This window comes from Sphingomonas aliaeris, from assembly GCF_016743815.1.
Taxonomy (GTDB): domain Bacteria; phylum Pseudomonadota; class Alphaproteobacteria; order Sphingomonadales; family Sphingomonadaceae; genus Sphingomonas; species Sphingomonas aliaeris.
The window spans coordinates 2,274,251-2,295,198 of the sequence record NZ_CP061035.1 but is presented as its reverse complement, the minus strand read 5'-3'; the positions used below and the strand labels follow the sequence as shown (position 1 = coordinate 2,295,198).

19 protein-coding genes and 1 pseudogene are annotated in these 20,948 nt (G+C 64.7%); 10 read left to right on the top strand and 10 right to left on the bottom strand.

Going from position 1 to position 20,948, the window contains the following annotated elements:
- Positions 1-11 precede the first annotated feature (11 nt).
- Genes H5J25_RS10750 through H5J25_RS10740 form a run of 3 tightly spaced genes read right to left on the bottom strand, consistent with a single transcriptional unit; the run spans position 12 to position 1,849 of the window.
- Positions 12-1,193: a BaiN/RdsA family NAD(P)/FAD-dependent oxidoreductase gene (locus H5J25_RS10750; protein ID WP_225883059.1), complete on the bottom strand. Its 1,182-nt coding sequence runs from the start codon at positions 1,191-1,193 to the stop codon at positions 12-14.
- 7 nt (positions 1,194-1,200) lie between these two features.
- Positions 1,201-1,380 carry a hypothetical protein gene (locus H5J25_RS10745; protein WP_055782933.1) on the bottom strand — a complete coding sequence of 60 codons (180 nt, stop codon included), beginning with the start codon at positions 1,378-1,380 and terminating at the stop codon, positions 1,201-1,203.
- 1 nt (position 1,381) lies between these two features.
- Positions 1,382-1,849 carry a GreA/GreB family elongation factor gene (locus H5J25_RS10740; RefSeq protein WP_202090824.1) on the bottom strand — a complete coding sequence of 156 codons (468 nt, stop codon included), beginning with the start codon at positions 1,847-1,849 and terminating at the stop codon, positions 1,382-1,384.
- A gap of 76 nt (positions 1,850-1,925) precedes the next feature.
- Between H5J25_RS10740 and H5J25_RS10735 the strand changes: the two genes are divergently transcribed.
- Complete coding sequence (locus tag H5J25_RS10735) at positions 1,926-3,788, top strand: ABC-F family ATP-binding cassette domain-containing protein (protein ID WP_202090822.1); 1,863 nt, start codon at positions 1,926-1,928, stop codon at positions 3,786-3,788.
- A gap of 141 nt (positions 3,789-3,929) precedes the next feature.
- On the opposite strand, the gene H5J25_RS10730 is transcribed toward H5J25_RS10735, so the two are convergent.
- From H5J25_RS10730 to hpnK, 3 genes are read right to left on the bottom strand one after another with little or no spacing between them, the layout of a single operon-like run.
- Entirely contained in the window at positions 3,930-4,886 is a 957-nt protein-coding gene (locus tag H5J25_RS10730; RefSeq protein ID WP_225883058.1) for a lysylphosphatidylglycerol synthase domain-containing protein, read from the bottom strand.
- A gap of 23 nt (positions 4,887-4,909) precedes the next feature.
- Positions 4,910-5,863 carry a ferritin-like domain-containing protein gene (locus H5J25_RS10725; RefSeq protein WP_202090820.1) on the bottom strand — a complete coding sequence of 318 codons (954 nt, stop codon included), beginning with the start codon at positions 5,861-5,863 and terminating at the stop codon, positions 4,910-4,912.
- A complete protein-coding gene (gene hpnK / locus H5J25_RS10720; protein WP_318781292.1) occupies positions 5,829-6,623 on the bottom strand; it encodes a hopanoid biosynthesis-associated protein HpnK in 795 nt (264 codons plus the stop codon). Before hpnK ends, H5J25_RS10725 begins: the two co-directional genes overlap by 35 nt.
- A gap of 157 nt (positions 6,624-6,780) precedes the next feature.
- Between hpnK and H5J25_RS10715 the strand changes: the two genes are divergently transcribed.
- Positions 6,781-7,101, top strand: a complete 321-nt coding sequence (locus H5J25_RS10715; RefSeq protein ID WP_202090814.1) for a glycine zipper 2TM domain-containing protein — start codon at positions 6,781-6,783, stop codon at positions 7,099-7,101.
- Between the two features lie 239 nt (positions 7,102-7,340).
- On the opposite strand, the gene hpnJ is transcribed toward H5J25_RS10715, so the two are convergent.
- Both hpnJ and hpnI read right to left on the bottom strand, forming a co-directional pair.
- Positions 7,341-8,771: a hopanoid biosynthesis associated radical SAM protein HpnJ gene (hpnJ, locus tag H5J25_RS10710; RefSeq protein ID WP_202090812.1), complete on the bottom strand. Its 1,431-nt coding sequence runs from the start codon at positions 8,769-8,771 to the stop codon at positions 7,341-7,343.
- Complete coding sequence (gene hpnI, locus H5J25_RS10705) at positions 8,768-9,940, bottom strand: bacteriohopanetetrol glucosamine biosynthesis glycosyltransferase HpnI (RefSeq protein WP_202090805.1); 1,173 nt, start codon at positions 9,938-9,940, stop codon at positions 8,768-8,770. The genes hpnJ and hpnI overlap by 4 nt, the downstream gene beginning before the upstream one ends.
- A 45-nt stretch (positions 9,941-9,985) precedes the next feature.
- On the opposite strand from hpnI, the gene hpnA reads away from it, so the two are divergent.
- From hpnA to H5J25_RS10670, 7 genes and pseudogenes are all read left to right on the top strand, one after another.
- Positions 9,986-10,984: a hopanoid-associated sugar epimerase gene (gene hpnA, locus H5J25_RS10700; RefSeq protein ID WP_202090803.1), complete on the top strand. Its 999-nt coding sequence runs from the start codon at positions 9,986-9,988 to the stop codon at positions 10,982-10,984.
- Positions 10,981-12,105, top strand: coding sequence for a glycosyltransferase (locus H5J25_RS10695; RefSeq protein ID WP_202090802.1), 1,125 nt, complete (start codon positions 10,981-10,983; stop codon positions 12,103-12,105). The genes hpnA and H5J25_RS10695 overlap by 4 nt, the downstream gene beginning before the upstream one ends.
- On the top strand, positions 12,102-12,947 hold the full coding sequence (gene hpnC, locus H5J25_RS10690) for a squalene synthase HpnC (protein WP_202090800.1): 846 nt from the start codon (positions 12,102-12,104) through the stop codon (positions 12,945-12,947). The genes H5J25_RS10695 and hpnC overlap by 4 nt, the downstream gene beginning before the upstream one ends.
- A gap of 34 nt (positions 12,948-12,981) precedes the next feature.
- A complete protein-coding gene (hpnD, locus tag H5J25_RS10685) occupies positions 12,982-13,782 on the top strand; it encodes a presqualene diphosphate synthase HpnD (protein ID WP_225883057.1) in 801 nt (266 codons plus the stop codon).
- Positions 13,749-15,032: a hydroxysqualene dehydroxylase HpnE gene (hpnE, locus tag H5J25_RS10680; protein WP_225883056.1), complete on the top strand. Its 1,284-nt coding sequence runs from the start codon at positions 13,749-13,751 to the stop codon at positions 15,030-15,032. The genes hpnD and hpnE overlap by 34 nt, the downstream gene beginning before the upstream one ends.
- A 9-nt stretch (positions 15,033-15,041) precedes the next feature.
- Positions 15,042-16,972 (top strand): annotated as a pseudogene (shc, locus tag H5J25_RS10675) (squalene--hopene cyclase).
- Positions 16,973-17,015: 43 nt separating this feature from the next.
- Complete coding sequence (locus H5J25_RS10670; RefSeq protein ID WP_202090798.1) at positions 17,016-17,678, top strand: phosphorylase family protein; 663 nt, start codon at positions 17,016-17,018, stop codon at positions 17,676-17,678.
- A gap of 260 nt (positions 17,679-17,938) precedes the next feature.
- On the opposite strand, the gene hpnH is transcribed toward H5J25_RS10670, so the two are convergent.
- Entirely contained in the window at positions 17,939-19,084 is a 1,146-nt protein-coding gene (hpnH, locus tag H5J25_RS10665) for an adenosyl-hopene transferase HpnH (protein WP_202090796.1), read from the bottom strand.
- Positions 19,081-20,043 (bottom strand): 4-hydroxy-3-methylbut-2-enyl diphosphate reductase, encoded by a 963-nt coding sequence (gene ispH / locus H5J25_RS10660; protein WP_202096303.1) that lies wholly within the window; start codon positions 20,041-20,043, stop codon positions 19,081-19,083. Before ispH ends, hpnH begins: the two co-directional genes overlap by 4 nt.
- Positions 20,044-20,272: 229 nt before the next feature.
- Between ispH and H5J25_RS10655 the strand changes: the two genes are divergently transcribed.
- The gene (locus H5J25_RS10655; protein WP_225883055.1) at positions 20,273-20,890 is read left to right on the top strand and encodes an ABC transporter substrate-binding protein; all 618 of its coding nucleotides are present in this window, start codon (positions 20,273-20,275) and stop codon (positions 20,888-20,890) included.
- The last annotated feature ends 58 nt before the right edge of the window (positions 20,891-20,948 follow it).

Here is a 20,948-nt window from a genome sequence, read left to right as displayed (position 1 = left end):
TTGTCAGGCAGTCAAATGGACTGGCCCGCGGCCCATCCGCTCGCCCATGCCCATTGAAAGTTGTAGCCGCCCAGCCACCCTGTGACATCGACCGCTTCGCCGACCGCATACAGGTTTTGTACGCGTTTGGCTTGCATTGTTTGCGATGACAGGTCTGCCGTGCTGATTCCACCCGCCGTGACCTCGGCCTTGGCATAGCCTTCGGTGCCGTTGGGGGTGAAGCGCCAGTCCGACAGGCGGCGTTCCGCTTCGGTCAGGATGGCATCCTTGATGTTGTGCAGTTCGCCCGAGATTGCAAGGCGTTCGGCTAAAGTCTCGGCGAGTCTGGAGGGCAGGGCGGAGGCCAGCGCCGCGCCGAACTGTCCGCGTGGTTTTGCCCGTTTCGCAGCCGCAAGCCAGCCGCCGGGCTGATCCGGAGCAAAGTCGATACCTACCGGCTGGCCCGATCGCCAATAGCTCGAAATCTGCAGGATGGCGGGTCCGGACAGGCCGCGATGCGTGAACAGCGCCGCTTCCCGGAACGCGGTCTTGCCGCATTTCGCAACCACATCGGTCGCGACGCCAGAGAGGGAGCGGAACAGGGTCTCGTCTCCGCCGAGCGTCAGCGGGACGAGAGCGGGGCGGGGTTCGACGATCTTCAGCCCGAACCGTCGCGCGACGTCATAGGCGAATCCGGTCGCGCCCATCTTGGGGATCGAGGGGCCGCCGGTCGCCAGCACGAGCGCGGTTCCCGATACCTCGCGATCGCCGACCCTGACCCGGAACAGAGTGTCGGCATGATCGATGGCCGTTACCGGCTTGCCGAGTGCGTATTCCACCGCCCCGCGATCGCATTCGTCGATGAGCATCGCGACGATCTGCTTGGCGGATCCGTCGCAGAACAGCTGGCCCAGCGTCTTTTCATGCCAGGCGATGCGATGACGATCGACCAGATCGATGAAATCGTGTGCGGTATATCGTCCGAGCGCCGACTTGGCGAAATGCGGATTGGCGGAAATGTAGCGGTCGGGCGTGGTGTGGATGTTGGTGAAGTTGCAACGTCCGCCACCGGAAATCAGGATCTTCTTTCCCGGTTGGTCCGCATGATCGACCAGCATCACACGCTTGCCGCGCTGTCCGGCTGCGGCTGCGCACATCAGTCCGGCGGCACCGGCGCCGAGGATTATCGCGTCATAGGGCGTAGAAGGTGGCAAGAGAACGCTACCGCAGTTTCGCGATGTTAAGTCCGTCTTCCTTGGCCTTGTCCTTTACCGATTCCTCGGTACGGGTCAGCGCCTTGGCAATGGCCTTCAGCCCCATGCCCTTCTTGGCCAGCGTATGCAGTTTTTGCACCTCATCCTGTTTCCACGGCTGGCGGTGGCGAGCGAACGTCTCTGCCATATCAGTCTCCTATCGTCTCGATGGCGAGGATTTCGATCGCATCCTCCATGCCGTTGAATTCTGCCCGTTCGCCGACTTCGCCGCCGATCAGTGCCTGTGCCAGCGGCGCCTGAAAGCCGATCCGTCCCGCGACGGGATCGGCCTCGTCACCGCCGACGATCTCGATCGTGCGGTCGGCCTTGTTCATCCGAATCGTCACGCGCAATCCGATACCGACCGTTCCGTCCTGCGGGACGGGCGCGAGTTCGGCCGTCGTCTGGCGTGTATGCCAGTAGCGCAGTTCCCGCTTGAGCGCGTCCCGCTCCGCGTCCGCGGTCGCCGCATCCACCGCAGCTTCGACTTCGCACACTTTCTGCGCCAGCATCTTCAGCCCCCGCGCAGTGACCAGATTTGGGCCGGGCGCGATCGGGCGCTCGAATTTCGGCTCCAGATGCTCTTCGTCGCTCTCCCGGCGAAACGCTACGCTCATACTCGATTCCTCATGCGTCCCTAACGCACATCTACGCCTCTTGGGGCAAGCGACACGCTGTGCTAGGGGCGCGCCCATGCTGAATATCAATGGTATCACGGTGCGGCTTGGCGGCCGCATGATCCTCGACCGCGCGAGTGCTTCGTTGCCGCCCAAGAGCCGCGTCGGGCTGATCAGGCGCAATGGCGCCGGCAAATCGACGTTGATGAAGGTGATGATCGGTCAGCTGGAGCCGGACGACGGCGAGATCGAGATGCCGAAAAAGACGCGTATCGGGTACCTCCAGCAGGAAGCGCCGCACGGCCAGACCACGCCGATCGATACCGTGCTGGAGGCCGACAAGGAACGCGCGGCGTTGCTGATCGAAAGCGAGACGTGCGAAGACCCGGACCGCCTTGGCGAGGTTTACGAACGGCTTATGGCGATCGACGCCTATACCGCGCCAGCGCGCGCGGCGAGCATCCTGGTCGGCCTGGGTTTCGACGAGGAGATGCAGAACCGGCCGCTCGACAGCTATTCTGGCGGCTGGAAGATGCGCGTCGCGCTTGCGGCGTTGTTGTTCTCCGAACCCGATCTGCTTCTTCTCGACGAGCCGTCGAACCATCTCGATCTAGAAGCGACGTTGTGGCTGGAGAACTTTCTCAAAGCCTATCCGAACATGATCGTGATCATCAGTCACGAACGCGATCTGCTGAACAACGTCGTCGACAACATCCTGCACCTCGAGGGCGGGAAGGTGTTTCTGTATTCGGGCGGCTACGATTCTTTCGAGCGCCAGCGCGCCGAACGCGCCGCGCAGCTGGCGGCGGCGAAGGCGTCGCAGGACGCCCAGCGTGCCAAGCTGCAGGAATATATCGCCAAGAATTCCGCACGCGCATCGACTGCCAAGCAGGCGCAGTCGCGCCAGAAGATGCTGGCGAAGATGCAGCCGATCGCATCCATGGCCGAGGATCCGACGCTGTCGTTCGATTTCCCCAGCCCCGAGGAATTGCGCCCGCCACTCGTCACGCTCGACATGGCAAGCGTCGGCTATACCGAGAACAAGCCGATCCTGCAGCGACTGAATTTGCGGCTCGATCCCGACGACCGGATCGCCTTGCTTGGGCGGAACGGCAACGGCAAAACGACGCTGGCGCGCCTGCTTGCGGCACAGCTAACCCCGATGGACGGCAGCATCGCGGTGTCGGGCAAGATGCGCGTCGGATACTTTACGCAGTATCAGGTCGAGGAACTCGATACCGAGGACACGCCGGTCGAGCACATGACCCATTTGATGAAGGGCAAGACGCCCGCCGCGGTGCGCGGACAGCTTGGGCGTTTCGGCTTCTCGGGTGAAAAGGCGACGACCAAAGTTGGAAAGCTGTCCGGTGGCGAGCGCGCGCGGCTCGCGCTGGCACTGATCACGCGGGATGCGCCGCACATGCTTATTCTCGATGAGCCGACGAACCATTTGGACGTCGATGCGCGCGAGGCGCTGGTGCAGGCGCTGAACGCCTATAATGGCGCGGTCGTCATCGTCAGCCATGATCGCCATATGATCGAGCTGACCGCCGACCGGCTAGTGCTGGTGGATGGCGGGCAGGCGAACGAGTATGGCGGCAGTCTGGAAGATTATACCGACCTGATCCTGGGCAAGAACCAGCCCAAGTCGGATGGCCAGAAGTTCGGCAAGAAAGACAAGAAGGCTGCGGCCGCCGCGCGCGAGAAGAGCGCGGACCTGAAGAAGTCCGCGCAGGAAGCCGAGGCGAAGACCGTCAAGCTGACCGCGGAACTGCGCACGCTCGATCAGGCGATGTTCGATCCGTCCAAGGCGGAAAGCTATCTGAAGAAGCTGTCGATGGGGGACCTTTCCAAACGCCGCGCCGACGTGGCGGCGAAGCTGGAAGCAGCGGAGGCCGCGTGGTTGGAGGCAAGCGAAGCAGTCGAGCAGGCAGGGTAACATCGGCCTGCCGTGCGTGCGGGACCTGTCGAAGCGCCTGTGCCTGATACACGCCCTTCGACAAGCTCGCGGCGAACGGGTGGTGGGCCGCAGCAGGTTATTCCGCTATCGAACTTTACGTACGAGCGGACCAGCGGCGCCCTACCGCAACCGCGCCGCCACGACCGCCTTCGCTTCCTGCGCCTGCCACAGGAGGAGAGTCGGAAGGCCGATGATCAGTTCGCGCGCACGCTTCACGAGCGACAGTGCGAGCGCCGTTTCCGCTGGCAGGCCGAACAAGGGTGCGGCGAGCGCATAGGCGGCCTCCTGAACGCCGATCGCGGCAGGGATCGCGAAAGCGACGCTGCGCAATGTGAAAATCAGGCTTTCGAGCGACAGCACGGACCACACTGAAATGCGGACGTCCATCATGTGAAGGGCAAGCCATGCGCCGAATGCGCTGGCGATCCAGCCGAGCAGGTTGAAGCCGAACGCCGCGATCACCCGGCTGCGATCCGCGTAGGTCGCTCGCAACGTTTCGAGCAGCCCGGCCATCGTTCCCGCCGCGCCGGGCAGGAAATGCCCCGCAATGCGTTCCGCGAGGGCCAGCGCCGGACGCTGTGCGATGAAGAAGGATGCCATTACCGCGATCATTATGCCCGTTCCGCCGAGAATGAGTGGACGTAACGCCGCCGCGTCGTGGCCCATCAGGATAGACGCCATCAAGGCGAGTCCGAACAGAGTGAACACCAATTGCGCCGCCATTTCGGTCGTCATATCGACCACCAGCGAGGCATAGATGCGCGTGGGCGCGATCCCCTTTTGCATCAGCGACCGGGTGCCGACCACGATCCCGCCGATCTGCGAGAATGGCAACAGGTCCGCTACCGCCTCGCGCAACACGCGTGCCCAGGTGAAGAGACACAGGCGCGACCCCGGTTCGCCCGGTGCCGCGGCAAGCCACGCCGCGCCGAGCGGCACGAAGCTGGCCAGCGAATAGAGACAGAACAGGACGAACCCGCCGGATCCGATCCGTGCAGTCGCTTCAAGGACGTTTGCGAAGCCCGTCGATCCGAACGCCCAGACCGCCGCCGCCAGCCCGACCAGCGTCGCCAGCAATATGCCGACGCGGGCATATCCGCTCAGGCTGCGGCTCCCTGTGGTGCCGGTTTGGGCTTGCCTGCGAACTTCAACGCCAGTCGCATCATCGCGGGCACGAATTTCGGCCGGATCAGCCTTGGATCGTACACGCCCAAACGACGATCGTTCTCCGCCAAACAGATGCGGGCGAGTTCGGGGAAGGTGACCTCGACGCCAAGTTCCTTCGACCCGTTCAGCGTGAAGTTATTCTCCTGCGCCTTCGTATTGTCGGCGCCCATCCCCTTCGCCATGCTGATCCGCTCACCGATCAGGAACAACCAGACAAGCAGCACCTTGGCTTCGAACAGGGGGCGTCGCCACCACGGCATGGTTCGACGCCACCACGCCACCCAATTGACGAAGAACAGGATATGACGCCCTTCCTCGCGCATCACCGGTTCGAACGTATCGATCAGTTCGTCGGGAAAGAACCCGGTGTCCTTGGCCAGCTTGAACAAGCCGAACCCGAAGAAACTGTCGATACATTCCGAATAGCCGGTGCGCATGAAGGCGAATTCCGGGTCGCGCGGCCGGACATAATCAGGTTCCGGTGCCAGTTCTATGCCGTAGGCCTGGACCATGTCGGCCAGCACGATCTTGTGCCTGCGTTCCTCATAGGCGTTCATCCCGATCGCCTCGTGCAGCAGCGGGTCCTGTATGCGTTCGTTGAATGTTTTCACGTTCATCGACGCGCGACCCTCGGTCTGGACCGCAATGTCCCAGATCGGCAGGCTGACGATACGATTGCGCGTCTCGTCATCCAGTTCGGGCCAGTGGATCAGAGCGGGGCGATAGGCATCGTGCGAGTCGAGCATCATGCGCGACAAAAGGCTGCGATGTTCCGGCGACCCCAGCCGGATACGTTGGCCGGGCGGGGGTGGTGCCTCGAAACTGGCGGGGGAGATCGTCAGCGGTTCGAGATCAGGATGCGTCCGTGAAGCGAGAGAAGTTGCCATGCATCACTCCATCGCGCTGAATCGAGGCCTTCGCAAGAACGTCCGTCAAGGCGGCGAGTTCGTCACGGTAGCGATAGCCGGGGGCGGCACCGTTCCAGTCGTCCGTCGTGGCGGGATGCGTGTAGATTTCCGTGAGTCCGGGCGGGAGCGTGTCGAGCGCTTCGCGCATCCGTGGCGTATCGAAGGCGCCGGTCCAGGCCAGCCCGATCACCCGGTCGGGTACGAGCATATCCTCTTTTCGCAGGCGCCGTTGCAGCCGCGCCGCCCACCAACGTTCGATCCCCGGCGCGCCCGCCTCCAATGGCGCGCGGACCGCCTTCATTCCGTAGTTGCGCCCAATCTCGATGACCGCGTTGGCGATCATTGGGTGCAAGTGGAAGTGTTTGTGCGCGTTGACGTGATCGAGTGGAAGGCCGGTCGCGGCGAAGGCATCGAATTGTGCGGTGATCTCGGCGCGGAGTTGGCGTCGGGCGGCGGGCTTCAGCGCGATCGCAAGTGCGGTTCGTACCATGTTGGTACCGAATCGCCCGCTCGCGTCGACCAGATCCGAAATCTTTTCCGGCGGCAGGACGGGGCGGCCCTCGACCAAAACGAGATGCAGGCCGACCCCCAAAGCAGGCATCGCCTTGGCACGAGAAACGGCGTCATCGACTGCATCCCCCGCGACCATCAGGCTTGCCGCCGTCAAGATGCCGTCGCGATGTGCGATCTCGACCGCTTCGTTGACCGACACCGAGGCGCCGAAATCGTCGGCTGTCACGATCAACCGTCGGGGTAAGGGGGCGGCATGTTCCACCGGACCCTCCTAGCAGGACATTCCCGGTGCGGCACAACCTTGCCACAGCCAAAACGATCCGTTCATGAAACAAACATCGGCGATGGGCTTTATACGGGGGAGATTACCCAGGAGAACCCCAATGAAGAAGCTTATCGCCGCAGCCATGATGGTCGCAGTCGCAACCCCCGCGATGGTCGTAGCGCCCACCGCCTCCGCCCAGTCGCGCGAGTACCGCACTTACAAGGGCAAGGATGGCCGTTATCATCGCCGTTACTATCGTTGCAAGAAGAGCAGCGGCACGACGGGTGCCGTTGCCGGTGCAGTGGGCGGTGGCGTCGTGGGTAACGTCCTTGGCGGTGGTACCGTTGGGACGATCGCGGGCGCGGTCGGCGGCGGTCTGCTCGGACGCCATCTCGACAAGAAGAACGACGCTGCTCAGAACCGTCGTAACGGCTGCTGATCGGCCGGCTGGGGCAGGAACGGCGGTGATGCCCGTCGGTTCTGCCCAAGCATTCGATTCCCCGGACGAGTTCCGGGGAGAAAGCACGGGATCGGACTGGATCCACCTTACCGATTGCCCCTTCTGCGCTTTCGCAGGACGTACGTTGGGAACGTGGGTTTAAGTTCGGTCTCGGGTTTTTCGTTCCGAACCGGGGCGTGGCCCGTTGAAGCGATCGGAACGGGAATTAAAGTCCTCGTTCAAGCCTTCGCCTCTTTCCGGCGACGCAAGAAGTCGAAGAACTCGACGCCTTCCCGCAAGCGGCGCTTCATCATATTCCAGTCTCGCAGCATCTCGCTGACGATCGACCAGATCTTCGACGGTCGGAAATAGAAGCGTTTGTAGAATTCCTCGACCTTGTCGAAGATCAACGCCGCCGGAAGATGCGGATAGCTGAGTTGGGCAATCTGGTTTCCGTCATCCGTCAGCAGATGATCGGTGCCGTCGAACCAGCCGTTTTCGGTCGCCTGTTTGAACAGGAACGTGCCGGGATAGGGCGCAGCCAGCGACACCTGGATCGTGTGCGGATCGATCTCCTTGGCATAGTTGATCGTCTCTTCGATCGTTTCCTCCGTCTCGCCGGGCAAGCCGAGAATGAAGGTGCCGTGGATGACGATGCCGAGAGCGTGGCAGTCCTTGGTAAATTGCCGCGCGACGTCGGTGCGCAGGCCCTTCTTGATATTGTGCAGGATCTGCTGATTGCCACTTTCGTAACCGACGAGAAGCAGTCGGAGGCCGTTGTCCTTCAGGATTTTGAGCGTCTTGTACGGGACGTTTGCCTTGGCGTTGCAGGACCAGGTGACCCCGAGTTTTCCGAGTTCGAGTGCCAATGCTTCCACGCGCGGCAGATTGTCCGTCAGCGTATCGTCGTCGAAGAAGATTTCCTTCGTCTGCGGCATTTCCCGCATGACGTATTTCACCTCCTCGATCACGTGGGGGATCGACCGTGTGCGGTAATTATGCCCGCCGACCGTTTGCGGCCACAGGCAGAACGTGCAGCGGCTCTTGCACCCGCGCCCGGTGTAGAAGCTGACATAAGGGTGGAGCAGATAACCGCCGAAATACTTCTCCATCACCAGATCGCGTTTGTAGACCGGTGACACGAACGGCAGGCTGTCCATATCCTCGACGACCTTGCGATCGCGGTTGTGGATGATCGTGCCGTCGTCGTCGCGCCACGATATGCCATCCACTTCGCGCAACGGCATACCGTTGGCGACGTCCAATATGGTGAAGTCGAATTCGTTGCGCGCGACGAAGTCGATCGCGGGAGAGGCCTCCATCGACGCCTGCGTTTCAACCGCGACCTTCGCGCCCATCAGGCCGATCATGATGTTGGGGTTGCGCGCCTTGATCAGTTCCGCGGTATGGATGTCCTGACGGAAGCTGGGCGTGGACGTGTGCAGGACGACGAGATCGCGGTCGTCGACCTCATGCTTGATATCGTCCCAGCTCTGGTCGTGCGCGGGTGCGTCGATCAGCTTCGATCCTTCCACCAGTGCGGCGGGCTGCGCGAGCCAGGTCGGATACCAGAAAGACTTCACCTCGCGCTTCATCTGATACCGGGCGCCCGCACCCCCGTCATACCCGTCGAAGGAGGGAGCTTGCAGGAACAAGGTGCGGAGCGTCATGCGGATTTCTCCCGGCCCGAAACCTGGCCATTCCCTGTCATTTTAAGCGTGCGGCCGCGCCAATCAACTGTGCGGGTGAAGAAAGTGGCGAAGAAGATAGGGAAGGCGAAGTGGTCGTGGAGCCATGCCATCCATAACGGGCCGACGGGGCCGCCGGTGGTGGAGTCGACGGCGCGGACGACCAGCCATCTTGCGCAAAGTGTTGCGATTACCAGACAAAAACCGGCGACGGGCCAGTACAGGCAGGCCAGCACCGCGAGGGGGAGGGGGTTGCAGACGATCGCGCCGGCATAGGGCCAGAAGGCGATGTCGCGCACCGTCGCGCTCCAGCGGAGTTCGTGCCCCCACAACGCAAGGAGCGATGTTTCGTCATAGGCGTGCGTAATAATCATCGGGGGGATGACGACCGATGCGCCGGTCGCGTTCACGGCCTGCCCGATGGCGTGATCGTCCGCGAGCGTGTCGGCGAAACGCTCGAACCCGCCGATCGCCGTCAGCATTTCTCGGCGCAAGGCGATGGTCGAGCCCATGCACGGCTGGGCGAGCCGATACGTGACCGCGATGACGACGGCGATGATGAACTGATAGGTTACGCCGGCGGCACCGAACCGCGACCAGAAACCGGCATCGCCGCGTCCGCGATACAGACAGGAGACCGCGCCGACGCCCGGCTGGTCCAACGCAGTCAGGATCCGTGCGAGATAATCGGGGCGGACCGCGATGTCGCTGTCGCTCATCACCAGCACGTCGTGCTTCGCCGCTGCCATCATGTTGATCAGGTTAGAGACCTTGCCGCTGGCACCGTGACAGGCGGGATCGACGACAAGCGCGATATCGGCGTCGGGATAGGCGGCTTGCAATTGGTGGACGACGGCTATCGCCGGATCGTCGGCGCGCTGCACCCCGCACACCATCTGCACCGGCCCGGCATGATCCAGGTTCAGGAATGTAGCGAGGTTTTCGCGCAGTCTTGGTTCGGGGCCATAGAGCGGTTTCAGCAATGTGACCGCATCGTCGCGCCCCCGATCGGGCTGGGGGGCGGGCGACGGGGCAGAGAAAAAGCGGAGCAGGGCATGTGCACCGATGAGCTGATAGACGATGCCGATCGCGGCGGCGGCGATGCCCAGCCAACCGAAAGTCGCGCCCGCGATCTGAACTGTCTGCCCCACATTCTTGCGATAGCCTTGCGCGGACCGGCAAGCTAGATCGAACGCGTGGACAGACGCCCCGACATCACCCTGGTCACCGGCGTTTCCGGGTTCGTGGGGTCGGCCGTCGCCCGCATCCTGTCCGCCCGCGGCCATAACGTGCGCGGGATGGTCCGCGCGACGTCCACCCGCGATAATCTGGCCGGCTTTCCCGGCACGCTGGTCGAAGGGGATGCGCGCGATTTCGCGGCCGTGACACGAGCCATGCAAGGCGTGCGATACCTCTTCCACGTCGCCGCCGACTATCGCATCTGGGCGCCCGATCCCGAAGACATCGTGCGGAACAACCTGTCCAGCACGCGCATCGTGATGGACGCCGCGCGCGATGCCGGGGTCGAGCGGATCGTCTATACCAGCAGCGTCGCCACGCTGCGCCCCGACCCGGACGGCCCCGCCGACGAGACCCGTCCCGCGACACCCGAACAGGCGGTCGGCGCATACAAACGCAGCAAGGTGGTGGCTGAACGGCTGGTGGAGGCGATGGTGGCGGAGGGCTTGCCCGCCGTGATCGTCAACCCATCCACCCCGATCGGCCCGCGCGACGTTCGCCCGACGCCGACCGGGCGGATCATCGTCGAGGCCGCGAACGGCCGGATGCCGGCCTTTATCGATAGCGGCCTGAACCTCGTCCATGTCGACGATGTCGCGGCGGGGCATGTCGCGGCGCTGGAGCGGGGGCGGATCGGGGAGCGCTACATCCTGGGTGGTCAGGACGTCGCGCTGGGCACGATGCTGGCCGAGATCGCGAACCGCGTCGGACGCAAGCCGCCGACGATCCGCCTTCCCCGTGGGCCACTGTTTCCGTTTGCCGCCGCAAACGAAGCGATCGCGCGAATGACCGGCAGGGATCCGTTCCTGACGGTCGATTCGCTGCGGATGGCCGCACACCATATGTTCTTCAGTTCGGCGAAGGCGCAGACGGAGCTGGGCTATACTGCGCGGCCGTGGCCCGGGGCGGTGCAGGACGCGATCGACTGGTTCCGTGCCAGCGGGGCGATCCGATGATCGCGGTCGCGGTGCTGAGCCTATGCATCTGGCTGGTGCTGGTCTTTGCCCGGCATGGCTTCTGGTTGACGCGGGAGCGCGACACGCAAGGGCTTCCGCCACCCCCGCCCCGCTGGCCGGCGGTCACGGCGATCGTCCCGGCGCGTGACGAGGCGGCGGTGATCGCCGCATCGATCGGCAGCGTGCTGGGCCAGGAGTATCCCGGCGCGTTGCGGGTGATCCTGATCGATGATGGCAGCAGCGATGGAACAGTGTCGATCGCACGGTCGCTCGATCGCGCCGATCGGCTGGAGGTGGTGACAGGTCGCCCGCTAAAGCGCGGCTGGACGGGCAAATTGTGGGCGGTGGCGCAAGGAGTGGAGCGCGCCGGGGCGGAACCCACCTATCTGTGGTTGACCGACGCCGACATCGCGCATGCGCCCGACACGCTTTCCAGCCTCGTCCGGCGTGCCGAAGGCGATGGTCTGGTCCTCGTATCGCTGATGGCGAAACTCCGCTGCGTCAGTCTGGCGGAACGCGCGCTGATCCCCGCCTTCGTATTCTTTTTCCAGATGCTCTACCCGTTCGGCCGGGTGAACCGGCGCGGCGGTATCGGCGCTGCGGCGGGCGGCTGCATGCTCGTCCGGCGAGACGCGTTGGCGGCGGCGGGCGGGATCGCGGCAATCCGGGCCGCGCTGATCGACGATTGCGCGTTGGGTGCAGCGTTGAAGAAGCAGGGGCCGATCTGGCTGGGGCTGACGGACCGGGCACGCAGCATCCGGCCGTATGATACGGTCGATACGATCGCGGCGATGATATCGCGATCGGCCTATGCGCAACTGGGCTATTCGCCGATCCTGTTGTTCGGCACGCTGCTGGGCCTTGGGCTCGTCTACGGCGTTCCCCCGGTGCTTGCGATATCCGGGGCGGGTTGGACCCGAATTTTCGGATTGGCCGCCTACGCACTGATGGCGCTGGCCTTTCAGCCGATGCTGCGCTTCTATGGACGTTCGCCATTATGGGGGCTGGCCCTGCCGGCAATCGCAGCTTTTTACGCCGGGTGCACCTTGCTATCCGCGTGGCAATATCATCGGGGGCGCGGCGGGATGTGGAAAGGCAGATCTCAGGCGAAAGCCACATGAGCGGGCAAGTCGCCAATCTCGCGTCGGGCAAGGGGCATCGCGACGAGAACTTCCCCGTCGCCAGTTTCCTGTTGAGCGCGAAGCACCGTGCGCCGGTGATGGCATTCTATCGCTTCGCCCGCGCCGCCGACGACATTGCGGATCACGAACAGGCGAGCGCGACCGACAAGCTGGATCGATTGGCGCGGATGCGTGCGGGACTTGAGGGCGACGCGGCCGGCGCGGCTGAGGCATTGGACCTGCGGGCGGTGATGGCCGAACGCGGGCTGGACCCGGTGCATGCGGGCGACCTGTTGACCGCGTTCGAGCGCGACGTGACGGTGGATCGTTGTGCCGATTGGGCCGCCCTGATGGACTATTGCCGGTATTCGGCGATGCCGGTCGGGCGGTTCGTGCTGGACGTTCACGGTGAGGATCGCGCGATCTGGCCGGCGAACGATGCCCTGTGTGCGGCGTTGCAGGTGATCAATCACTTGCAGGATTGCGGGAAGGATTACCGGACGATCCGGCGCATCTACCTGCCGCTGGACATACTTGCCGAACACAGAGCGACCGAGGCCGATCTGGCGAGGGATCATGCATCGCCGGGGTTGCGCGATACGATCGTCGCACTAGCCGGGCGCACACGCAGTTTGCTTGCGGTGTCGGCGCCGTTCGCCGCGTCGATCCGCGACCGGAAGCTGGCAGCGGAAGTCGCCGTGATCCAGCGGCTGGCGGAAAGCCTTGTCGATCGGCTCGAACGGTTCGATCCGCTGAGCGAACGCGTTCATCACCGCAAGGCGGAGGCGGCGTTGCTGGCGGCGCGTGCGGCCTTGCCGATGCTTTTGCGACGCACGGCATGAACCCGGATTCGACCCCGGGGCGCTGCACAAGCAGGTGTCCGGAAGCTCCTTCTATGCCGGGATGCGCGTGCTGCCGAAGGCGGAGCGCGAGGCGATGTACGCGATCTATGGCTTTTGCCGGCTGGTGGACGACATCGCCGATGACGATCGGCGTGATCGGGCGGAGCGTGCGGCGGCGCTGGACGTATGGCGACGGGACATCGCCGCGCTGTATGCCGGACAGGATCCGGGACAGGCCGCATTGGTCGCGCAGGCGGTGCGCCGGTTCGACCTGCGTCAGGAAGATTTTCAGGCGGTGATCGACGGGATGGCGATGGACGTCGATCGCGATCTGCGGTGGCCCCCGTCTGCTGTTCTGGACCTGTATTGCGACCGGGTCGCGTCGGCCGTCGGGCGATTGTCGGTGCGCGTATTCGGGATGGACGAGGAACCGGGCATTGCGCTGGCATTCCATCTGGGCCGGGCGTTGCAATATACCAACATCCTGCGCGATCTGGACGAGGATGCGGCGATCGGTCGCGTATACCTGCCCGGCGAGGCGATCACCGCGGCGGGGATAGAATTCACGACCCCAATCGAGGTGGTGGGGGATTCGCGGATCGACGGTGTCTGCCGGCAGGTCGCGGAGATCGCGCACCGGCATTATGACGAAGCCCGCGCGATCCTTGCCGGGCGGCCCGCTGGTCACCTGTTGGCGCCGCGCCTGATGGAAGCGGTCTATGCGAGGGTATTGGCGCGGACCGAGGCGATCGGATGGCAGCCGCCGCGTACCCGCGTGAAGATGTCTAAACCGGAACTGCTGTGGACCGTCGTGCGGCTGAGCGTGCGCCGTTGAGCTTCGTGCGGGCGACGATCGCCGGTGCCGGACTGGCAGGTTTGTCCGCGGCGGTCGCGTTGCGGCGGGCCGGAGTCGCGGTTCGCATCGACGATGCGGCGGCGCATGCGGGCGGGCGATGCCGGTCCTATTTCGACCCGGCGATCGGGCAGACGATCGACAACGGCAATCACATCGTCCTGTCTGGCAATGACGCGGTCGGGCGGTTTCGCGATACGATCGGGGCGGGTGCGACCCTGACGGGGCCGGAGCATTCGGACTTCGATTTCTGCGATCTTGGCAGCGGCAAGCATTGGACGGTGCGGATCAACGATGGGCGTGTGCCGTGGTGGATCGCATCGTCCGCCCGTCGCGTCCCCGGCAGTTCGGTGGTCGACTATCTGCCGATCGGTCGCTTGCTGATGGCGCGAAAAGGCCGGGTCGACGATCATTTCACGACGATCGGGCCAGTGTGGGACCGATTCCTGGAGCCCGTGTTGCTGGCGGTGTTGAACATGCCGGCGGGTGAAGGTTCGGCCGTGCTGACGCGTAACGTGCTGCGCGAGACGGTGGCGAAGGGCGGACTGGCCATGCGTCCGTTGATCGCGGAGCCGACGCTGTCGGCGGCGTTCGTGGATCCGGCGATCGACTGGCTGGCGGCGCAGGGCGTCGCGGTCGGGACGGGCCGGCGTTTGCGGTCGATCGGTTTTGCCGGTGACCGGGTGGCGGGGCTGGACTGGGGGGCTGGTTTGGAGGAGGTCGCGGAGGATGAGGCGGTGATCCTTGCCGTGCCGTCCTGGATCGCCGCAGGACTCGTTCCCGGTCTGCGGGTGCCGGAGGATCATCGCGCGATCGTGAACGGGCATTTCGCGTTCGCCGCGCCTGACGCAGCGCCGCGGATGCTGGGCGTGATCGGGGGGACGGCAGAGTGGATTTTCGCGTTTCCCGAGCGCTTGTCCGTGACCGTCAGCGGGGCGGATCGGCTGGTCGACATGGATCGTGGCGAGTTGGCCGGTATCTTTTGGGAGGACATCTGCGCCGCGCTTCATATCGATGCGCCGATGCCTGCGTGGCAGATCGTGAAGGAGAAGCGCGCCACCTTCGCCGCGACGCCGGAGCAGGACGCGCTGCGTCCGCCCGCCGCGACGCGCTGGCGGAACCTGTTTCTGGCGGGGGACTGGACGCAGACGGGGCTGCCGGCGACGATCGAGGGGGCGCTGCGCTCTGGTGAGACTGCTGCCGCGCTGGCGACTGGCGCGCAGGCGGGGTAATCGGTGGTGATGCACGCGTTTCCCGATACGATGACGACGATCGAAGGCGCGATCGACCGGGCGAGTGCGGCGCTGGCGGCGGCGCAGCGGGCGGACGGGCATTGGGTGTTCGAGCTGGAGGCGGATGCGACGATCCCGGCGGAATATGTCCTGCTGCGCCATTATCTGGGCGAGCCGGTGGATGCGGCGCTGGAGGGCAAGATCGGGCGGTATCTGCGCCGGATCCAGTCGGCGGATCATCGCGGATGGGGCCTGTTCCACGGCGGCGGGTTCGACGTGAGCGCGAGCGTGAAAGCCTATTACGCGCTGAAGATGATCGGGGATGCCGTCGATGCGCCGCACATGGCGGCGGCGCGGGTGGCGATCCTGGCGGAGGGCGGGGCGGCGGCGAGCAACGTCTTCACCCGCATCCAGCTGGCCTTGTTCGGCGCCGGGCCGTGGTCGAGCGTGCCGACGATGCCGCCGGAACTGATCCTGCTGCCGCGCTGGTTCCCGATCCACCTGTCCAAGATGTCCTATTGGGCGCGGACCGTGGTGGTGCCGCTGCTGGTGCTGGGGGCGATGCGGCCGCTGGCGCGGAACCCCCGGAATGTGCTGGTCGACGAGCTGTATACCGGGAAGGCGGTGCGGCTGGGGTCGAAGGCGGCGGATCCGAAATGGGTCTGGACGAAGGGGTTCGGGCTGCTCGACCGCGTGCTGAAGGCGGGGGACGGGCTGTGGCCGAAGCGGCTGCGCCGGAGTGCGCTGGAGCGGTGCGCGGGTTGGGTGGCGGAGCGGCTGAACGGCGTGGACGGGCTGGGCGCGATCTATCCGGCGATGGCGAACAGCGTGATGATGTTCGATTGCCTCGGCATCGGAGCCGACGATCCGCGCCGGGCGGTTGCGCGCGAATCGATCGAGCGGTTGCTGGTGGTGGGGGAGGACGAGGCCTATTGCCAGCCCTGCGTCTCGCCGGTGTGGGATACCGCGCTCGCGGCGCATGCGATGCTGGAGGCGGGGGGCGAGCACGAGGCGGCGGCGGACCGCGCGCTGCACTGGCTGAAGCCGCGACAGGTGCTGGATGTCGAGGGCGACTGGGCGGAGGAACGTCCGGGGGTCCGGCCGGGCGGATGGGCGTTCCAGTATAATAACGACCATTATCCCGATCTCGACGATACGGCGGTCGTCGTGATGGCGATGGACCGCGCGCGGGGGCGGGGTGGCGATTATGACGAGGCGATCGAACGGGGCGCGGAATGGACCGTCGGGCTGCAGTCGCGCGATGGGGGATGGGGGGCGTTCGATGCGGACAATGCCTATACGTACCTGAACAACCTGCCCTTCGCGGATCACGGCGCGTTGCTGGACCCGCCGACCGCCGACGTCACCGCGCGGTGCGTGTCGATGCTGGCGCAACTGGGCGAGCGCGATAGCCCGCGGATACGTGCGGGACTGGCCTGGCTGGAGCGGGAGCAGGAGCCGGACGGAAGCTGGTTCGGGCGATGGGGCGTGAACTATGTCTATGGCACATGGTCGGTGCTGTGCGCGCTGAATGCGGCGGGGTTGGCGCATGATCATCCGATGATCGCGAAAGCGGTGGCGTGGCTGCGCGCGGTGCAGAATCCAGATGGAGGCTGGGGGAGGATTGCGACAGCTATGCGCTGGATCGCACCGGCCACCGGCCCGCGCCATCGACGGCCTCGCAAACCGGCTGGGCGCTGCTCGGGCTGATGGCCGCGGGTGAGGTCGACAGCGAGGCGGTGGCGCGCGGGGTGGCGTGGCTGGCCGAGCATCAGGAGCCCGACGGGCTGTGGGGACAGGAGATGTTTACCGGCGGCGGATTTCCGCGCGTCTTCTACCTGCGCTATCACGGCTATCCGAAATATTTCCCGCTTTGGGCGATGGCGCGCTATCGCAACCTGAAGAAATCGAATTCGGATCGCATCGCGCACGGCATGTGATCGCGGGCGGTCCACCACGCCTTCCTCTGGTTACGGATATCTGATGAGCGGACATGTCGTCGTAGCAACGGGTTTCAACCGCGAAGTCGCGACGCTGCGCCAAGCGGGCATCGTCGTCGTCGCGGGCGGAGGCGATCCGGTCGGCCTGCGGGCGAAGATCGAGGCGGCGGCGAGCGGTGCGGCGGGCATCCTGAGCTACGGCATGACGGGCGCGCTGGTGGACGGGCTGGTCATCGGGGACTGGATCGTCGGCAACAGGCTGTCAGGCGCGATCGAGGTCGAGTGCGATCCGGACTGGGCCGCGAGCCTCGTCGATCGCCTGCCGGGTGCGCGGCTTGGCGGCTTTTTCGCCGACGGGCGCATGATCGACAGCGTTGCGGAAAAACTCGCGCTGGGCGTCCGGCACGACGCGGTTGCGGTCGATATGGAAAGCCATGTCGCGGCGGCGGTGGCGGTCGAGCGCAACCTGCCCTTCGCGATCGTGCGCTGCATTTCGGATGGCGCGCGCCACATGCTGCCGCATGCGATCACCGTATCGATGCGGCCCGATGGCGGGGTGGATGCCAAGGCGATGCTGCGCTCGCTCGCCGCGCGACCGGGCCAGGCGGCGGATATCGCGCGCACCACGGCGGGGTTCGGAAAGGCGATCCGCGAGTTGAAGCGCGGCGCGGTGCGGATCGGGCCGCGTATGGCGCTGGCGGGGTAACGGCGGGGCGGCAGGACAGGTGCTTCGACGGGCTCAGCACGAACGGTCTGAAATGAGGTTCCTCTAGGTAAACCGCTTTGTTTGGGAGCCGGTTTCTCGACTTCGCTCGAAACGAACGGAGGGGGTGTGCCGGTTTCTCGATTTCGTTCGAAACGAACGGAGGGGGTGTGCCGGTTTCTGGACTTCGCTCGAAACGAACGGGGAGGCGTGTGCTGGGTCACGCGCCGTCGAGTGGCCGAGCCGTTGGGCGGGGGGCGTCGTCAGGCGGCGCGTTGGACCCGCTTGAAGCCTTCCGGGTCGGTTTCCTTGATGCGGGCCAGTTCGCGTTCGACGTGGGTCGAGTGGACGTCCTCCGCGCGGCGCTGGTTCGAGATGTCGATGTCGGGCGCCATCGGGCCATCAGTGCGGACGCCCTTCCGGCCGATACCGAACATCTTGAGCGGGTGGCGGATCGAATCGGTCGCGGCGGTGCCTTCGAAGCCGCAATGCACCATGCAGTCGGCGCATTTCTCGTACTTGCCGACGCCGTATTGGTCCCAATCGGTGCCCTGCATCAATTCGGCGAACGACTGAACATAGCCTTCGCCGACGAGGTAACACGGCTTCTGCCAGCCGAAGACGGTCTTGAGCGGCATCGACCAAGGCGTGCATTCGTACGTCTGGTTGCCGGCGAGGAAGTCGAGGAACAATGGTGAGTTGGTAAAGGTCCAGGCCTTGCCGCCATCGCCTTTCGCAAACACGTCGCGGAAGAATTGCTTGGTCCGCGTGCGGTTTAGGAAATGTTCCTGATCCGCCGCGCGTTCATAGGCGTAGCCGGGGGAGATCGTGATCTCGACGCCCATCTGCTCCATCGTGTCGAAGAACGCCGCCAGCCGGTCCGAACTCGCGCCGTCGAATACGGTGCAATTGACCTGCACGCGGAAGCCCGCGTCCTTCGCCATTTGGATCGCATCGATCGCGACTTCGTACGTCCCGTCCTGATCGACCGCGTGATCGTGCATGCCCTTGTCGCCATCCAGATGGATCGACCAGGTGAAGAAAGGGGACGGCTTATAGTCGCCGATCTTCTTCTTCATCAGCAACGCATTGGTGCACAGGATGACGAATTTCTTCCGCGCGATATATCCTTGCACGATCCGGGGCATGTCGCGGTGGAGCAGGGGTTCGCCACCGGCGATGGAGACGGCGGGCGCACCGCATTCCTCGATCGCGTCCATGCATTCCTCATAGCTGAGCCGCTGGTTCAGGATCGCGTCGGGATAGTCGATCTTGCCGCAGCCGGGGCAAGCCAGATTGCAGCGCAGCAGCGGTTCCAGCATCAGAACGAGCGGGTATTTGCCGCCCTTGATGTGGTTCTTCAGCGTGTAGGCGCCGATCCGCAGCAACGGGGAAAGAGGAAGGGTCATACGGTTCGTCCTGCGGAGCGTGTCATGCGCGTCGTTTGGTGCCGCAGTTCGGGCGGCAGGCTGAATTCCACGGTCTCCTCTATTCCATCGAGCTGGGAAACGCGAACGTCGCGAAGCGCGCCCAGCGCGGCGATGACGCTGTCGACCAACGCATCGGGTGCGGATGCGCCAGCGGTGACGCCGACCGTGGAAACGCCGTCGAGCCATGCCGGATCGACCCCGGCACCATCGTCCACGAGATAGCTGGGCAGGCCCATCTCCACGCCGATTTCCCGCAGACGCCGCGAATTGGAACTGTTTGCGGCGCCGACGACGATCAGCAGGTCGCTGACGCGCGCGAGATCGCGCGTCGCCGTCTGGCGGTTCTGCGTGGCGTAGCAGATTTCGGAGACGTCGGGACCGATGACGTCGCTGAACCGATCGCCCAAGGCCGCGATCACGGTCCGCGTATCGTCCACGCTGAGCGTCGTCTGCGTGACATAGGCCAGCGGCGTATCGCGCGGGATCGGCAGCGCGGCGACGTCGGCCGCGGTGGAGACGAGATGAACGGGGGCATCCACCTGACCGATCGTGCCTTCAACCTCGGCATGACCGTCATGTCCGATCAACACCAATGTCCGGTTCGACCGGGCGTAACGCCGGCCCTGGATATGGACTTTGGTGACGAGCGGGCAGGTAGCGTCTATCACCGGCAGGCTGCGCGCCGCGGCTTCGGTCTCGACCGCTTTCGAAACGCCGTGCGCGCTGAAGATCGTCAACGCGCCCTCAGGAATCTCCGAAAGTTCTTCGACGAACACCGCGCCCTTGCGACTAAGGTCGTCGACGACATGACGGTTGTGGACGATTTCATGCCGGACGTAGACGGGGGCCTGTTCCCGTTCCAGCGCGCGTTCGACGATATCGATGGCGCGGACCACGCCGGCGCAAAAGCCGCGCGGATTGGCGAGAACTATCTGCAACGGCAGGTTGGTCTCGCTGGTCGCTCGTTCGTCCAAGTCGATCGCCCTTTTCCTGGTGTAAAAAGTCCATTCGTTTCGCGACCTGCAAGAGGATTATCACTGAGAGAGGGGAAAACGCAAACGGCTGGAAGCATCTTTTTGCACTGCGAAGAACCTGCGTTAAGCCGGCAATCATCTGGACCGGTGATGATGCGGATCCTATGATCCGGGATATGCAAGGAGCCGTCGAATGCGCCATCTCATCACCGTCGGCATGGGCATCGTCATGGCCGCAGGCGCGACGATCTCGCCCGGTCAGGCGATGGCGCAGGCGGCCGATCCCGCAATAAGCACCGTCCGTGCGCTGAACGACGGGCTGCTTTCGATCATGCGCGCGGGCAAGGCCGCGGGGCCGAAGGGCCGGGCCGCGACGATCGGGCCGGTGATCGATCGCGCGTACGACCTGCCGCTGATGACGCGGCTGTCGATCGGATCGGGATGGACGACGATCAAGCCGGCCGACCAGGCCGCCCTGACCGCGGCATTCCGGCGGATGACGGTCAGCCAATATGCCGCCAACTTCGACGATTTTTCCGGGCAGACGTTTACCCTGGATCCCAAGGTGGAGGCGCGCGGCGGCGATCGGCTTGTGCGGACGACGCTGAACGATCCGAAGGGCGAGACGGTGGCGATCGCGTACCGCCTGCGGAATTCCGGGGGCACCTGGAAGATCATCGATGTCTTCTATCGCAATTCGATCAGCCAGCTTGCGATCCGCAGGGCGGATTTCGCGCGGATCGTGCAGAATAAAGGGGCCAGGGCATTGGTCGACCATCTGAATGCATTATCGGTGAAGAGCGGCGGGTGACGCTTTCCGCGCTGATCCCGGCGCTGGTCCTGGCGGTGGCGCCACCCGCCGCGCCCGC

Excerpts from the sequence above, each read along its gene's own strand:
- H5J25_RS10745 (WP_055782933.1), bottom strand. The coding sequence starts at position 1,380 with ATGGCAGAGACGTTCGCTCGCCACCGCCAGCCGTGGAAACAGGATGAG.
- H5J25_RS10740 (WP_202090824.1), bottom strand. The coding sequence starts at position 1,849 with ATGAGCGTAGCGTTTCGCCGGGAGAGCGACGAAGAGCATCTGGAGCCG.
- H5J25_RS10735 (WP_202090822.1), top strand. The coding sequence starts at position 1,926 with ATGCTGAATATCAATGGTATCACGGTGCGGCTTGGCGGCCGCATGATC.
- H5J25_RS10725 (WP_202090820.1), bottom strand. The coding sequence starts at position 5,863 with ATGGCAACTTCTCTCGCTTCACGGACGCATCCTGATCTCGAACCGCTG.
- H5J25_RS10715 (WP_202090814.1), top strand. The coding sequence starts at position 6,781 with ATGAAGAAGCTTATCGCCGCAGCCATGATGGTCGCAGTCGCAACCCCC.
- hpnJ (WP_202090812.1), bottom strand. The coding sequence starts at position 8,771 with ATGACGCTCCGCACCTTGTTCCTGCAAGCTCCCTCCTTCGACGGGTAT.
- H5J25_RS10695 (WP_202090802.1), top strand. The coding sequence starts at position 10,981 with ATGATCGCGGTCGCGGTGCTGAGCCTATGCATCTGGCTGGTGCTGGTC.
- hpnC (WP_202090800.1), top strand. The coding sequence starts at position 12,102 with ATGAGCGGGCAAGTCGCCAATCTCGCGTCGGGCAAGGGGCATCGCGAC.
- H5J25_RS10670 (WP_202090798.1), top strand. The coding sequence starts at position 17,016 with ATGAGCGGACATGTCGTCGTAGCAACGGGTTTCAACCGCGAAGTCGCG.
- hpnH (WP_202090796.1), bottom strand. The coding sequence starts at position 19,084 with ATGACCCTTCCTCTTTCCCCGTTGCTGCGGATCGGCGCCTACACGCTG.
- H5J25_RS10655 (WP_225883055.1), top strand. The coding sequence starts at position 20,273 with ATGCGCCATCTCATCACCGTCGGCATGGGCATCGTCATGGCCGCAGGC.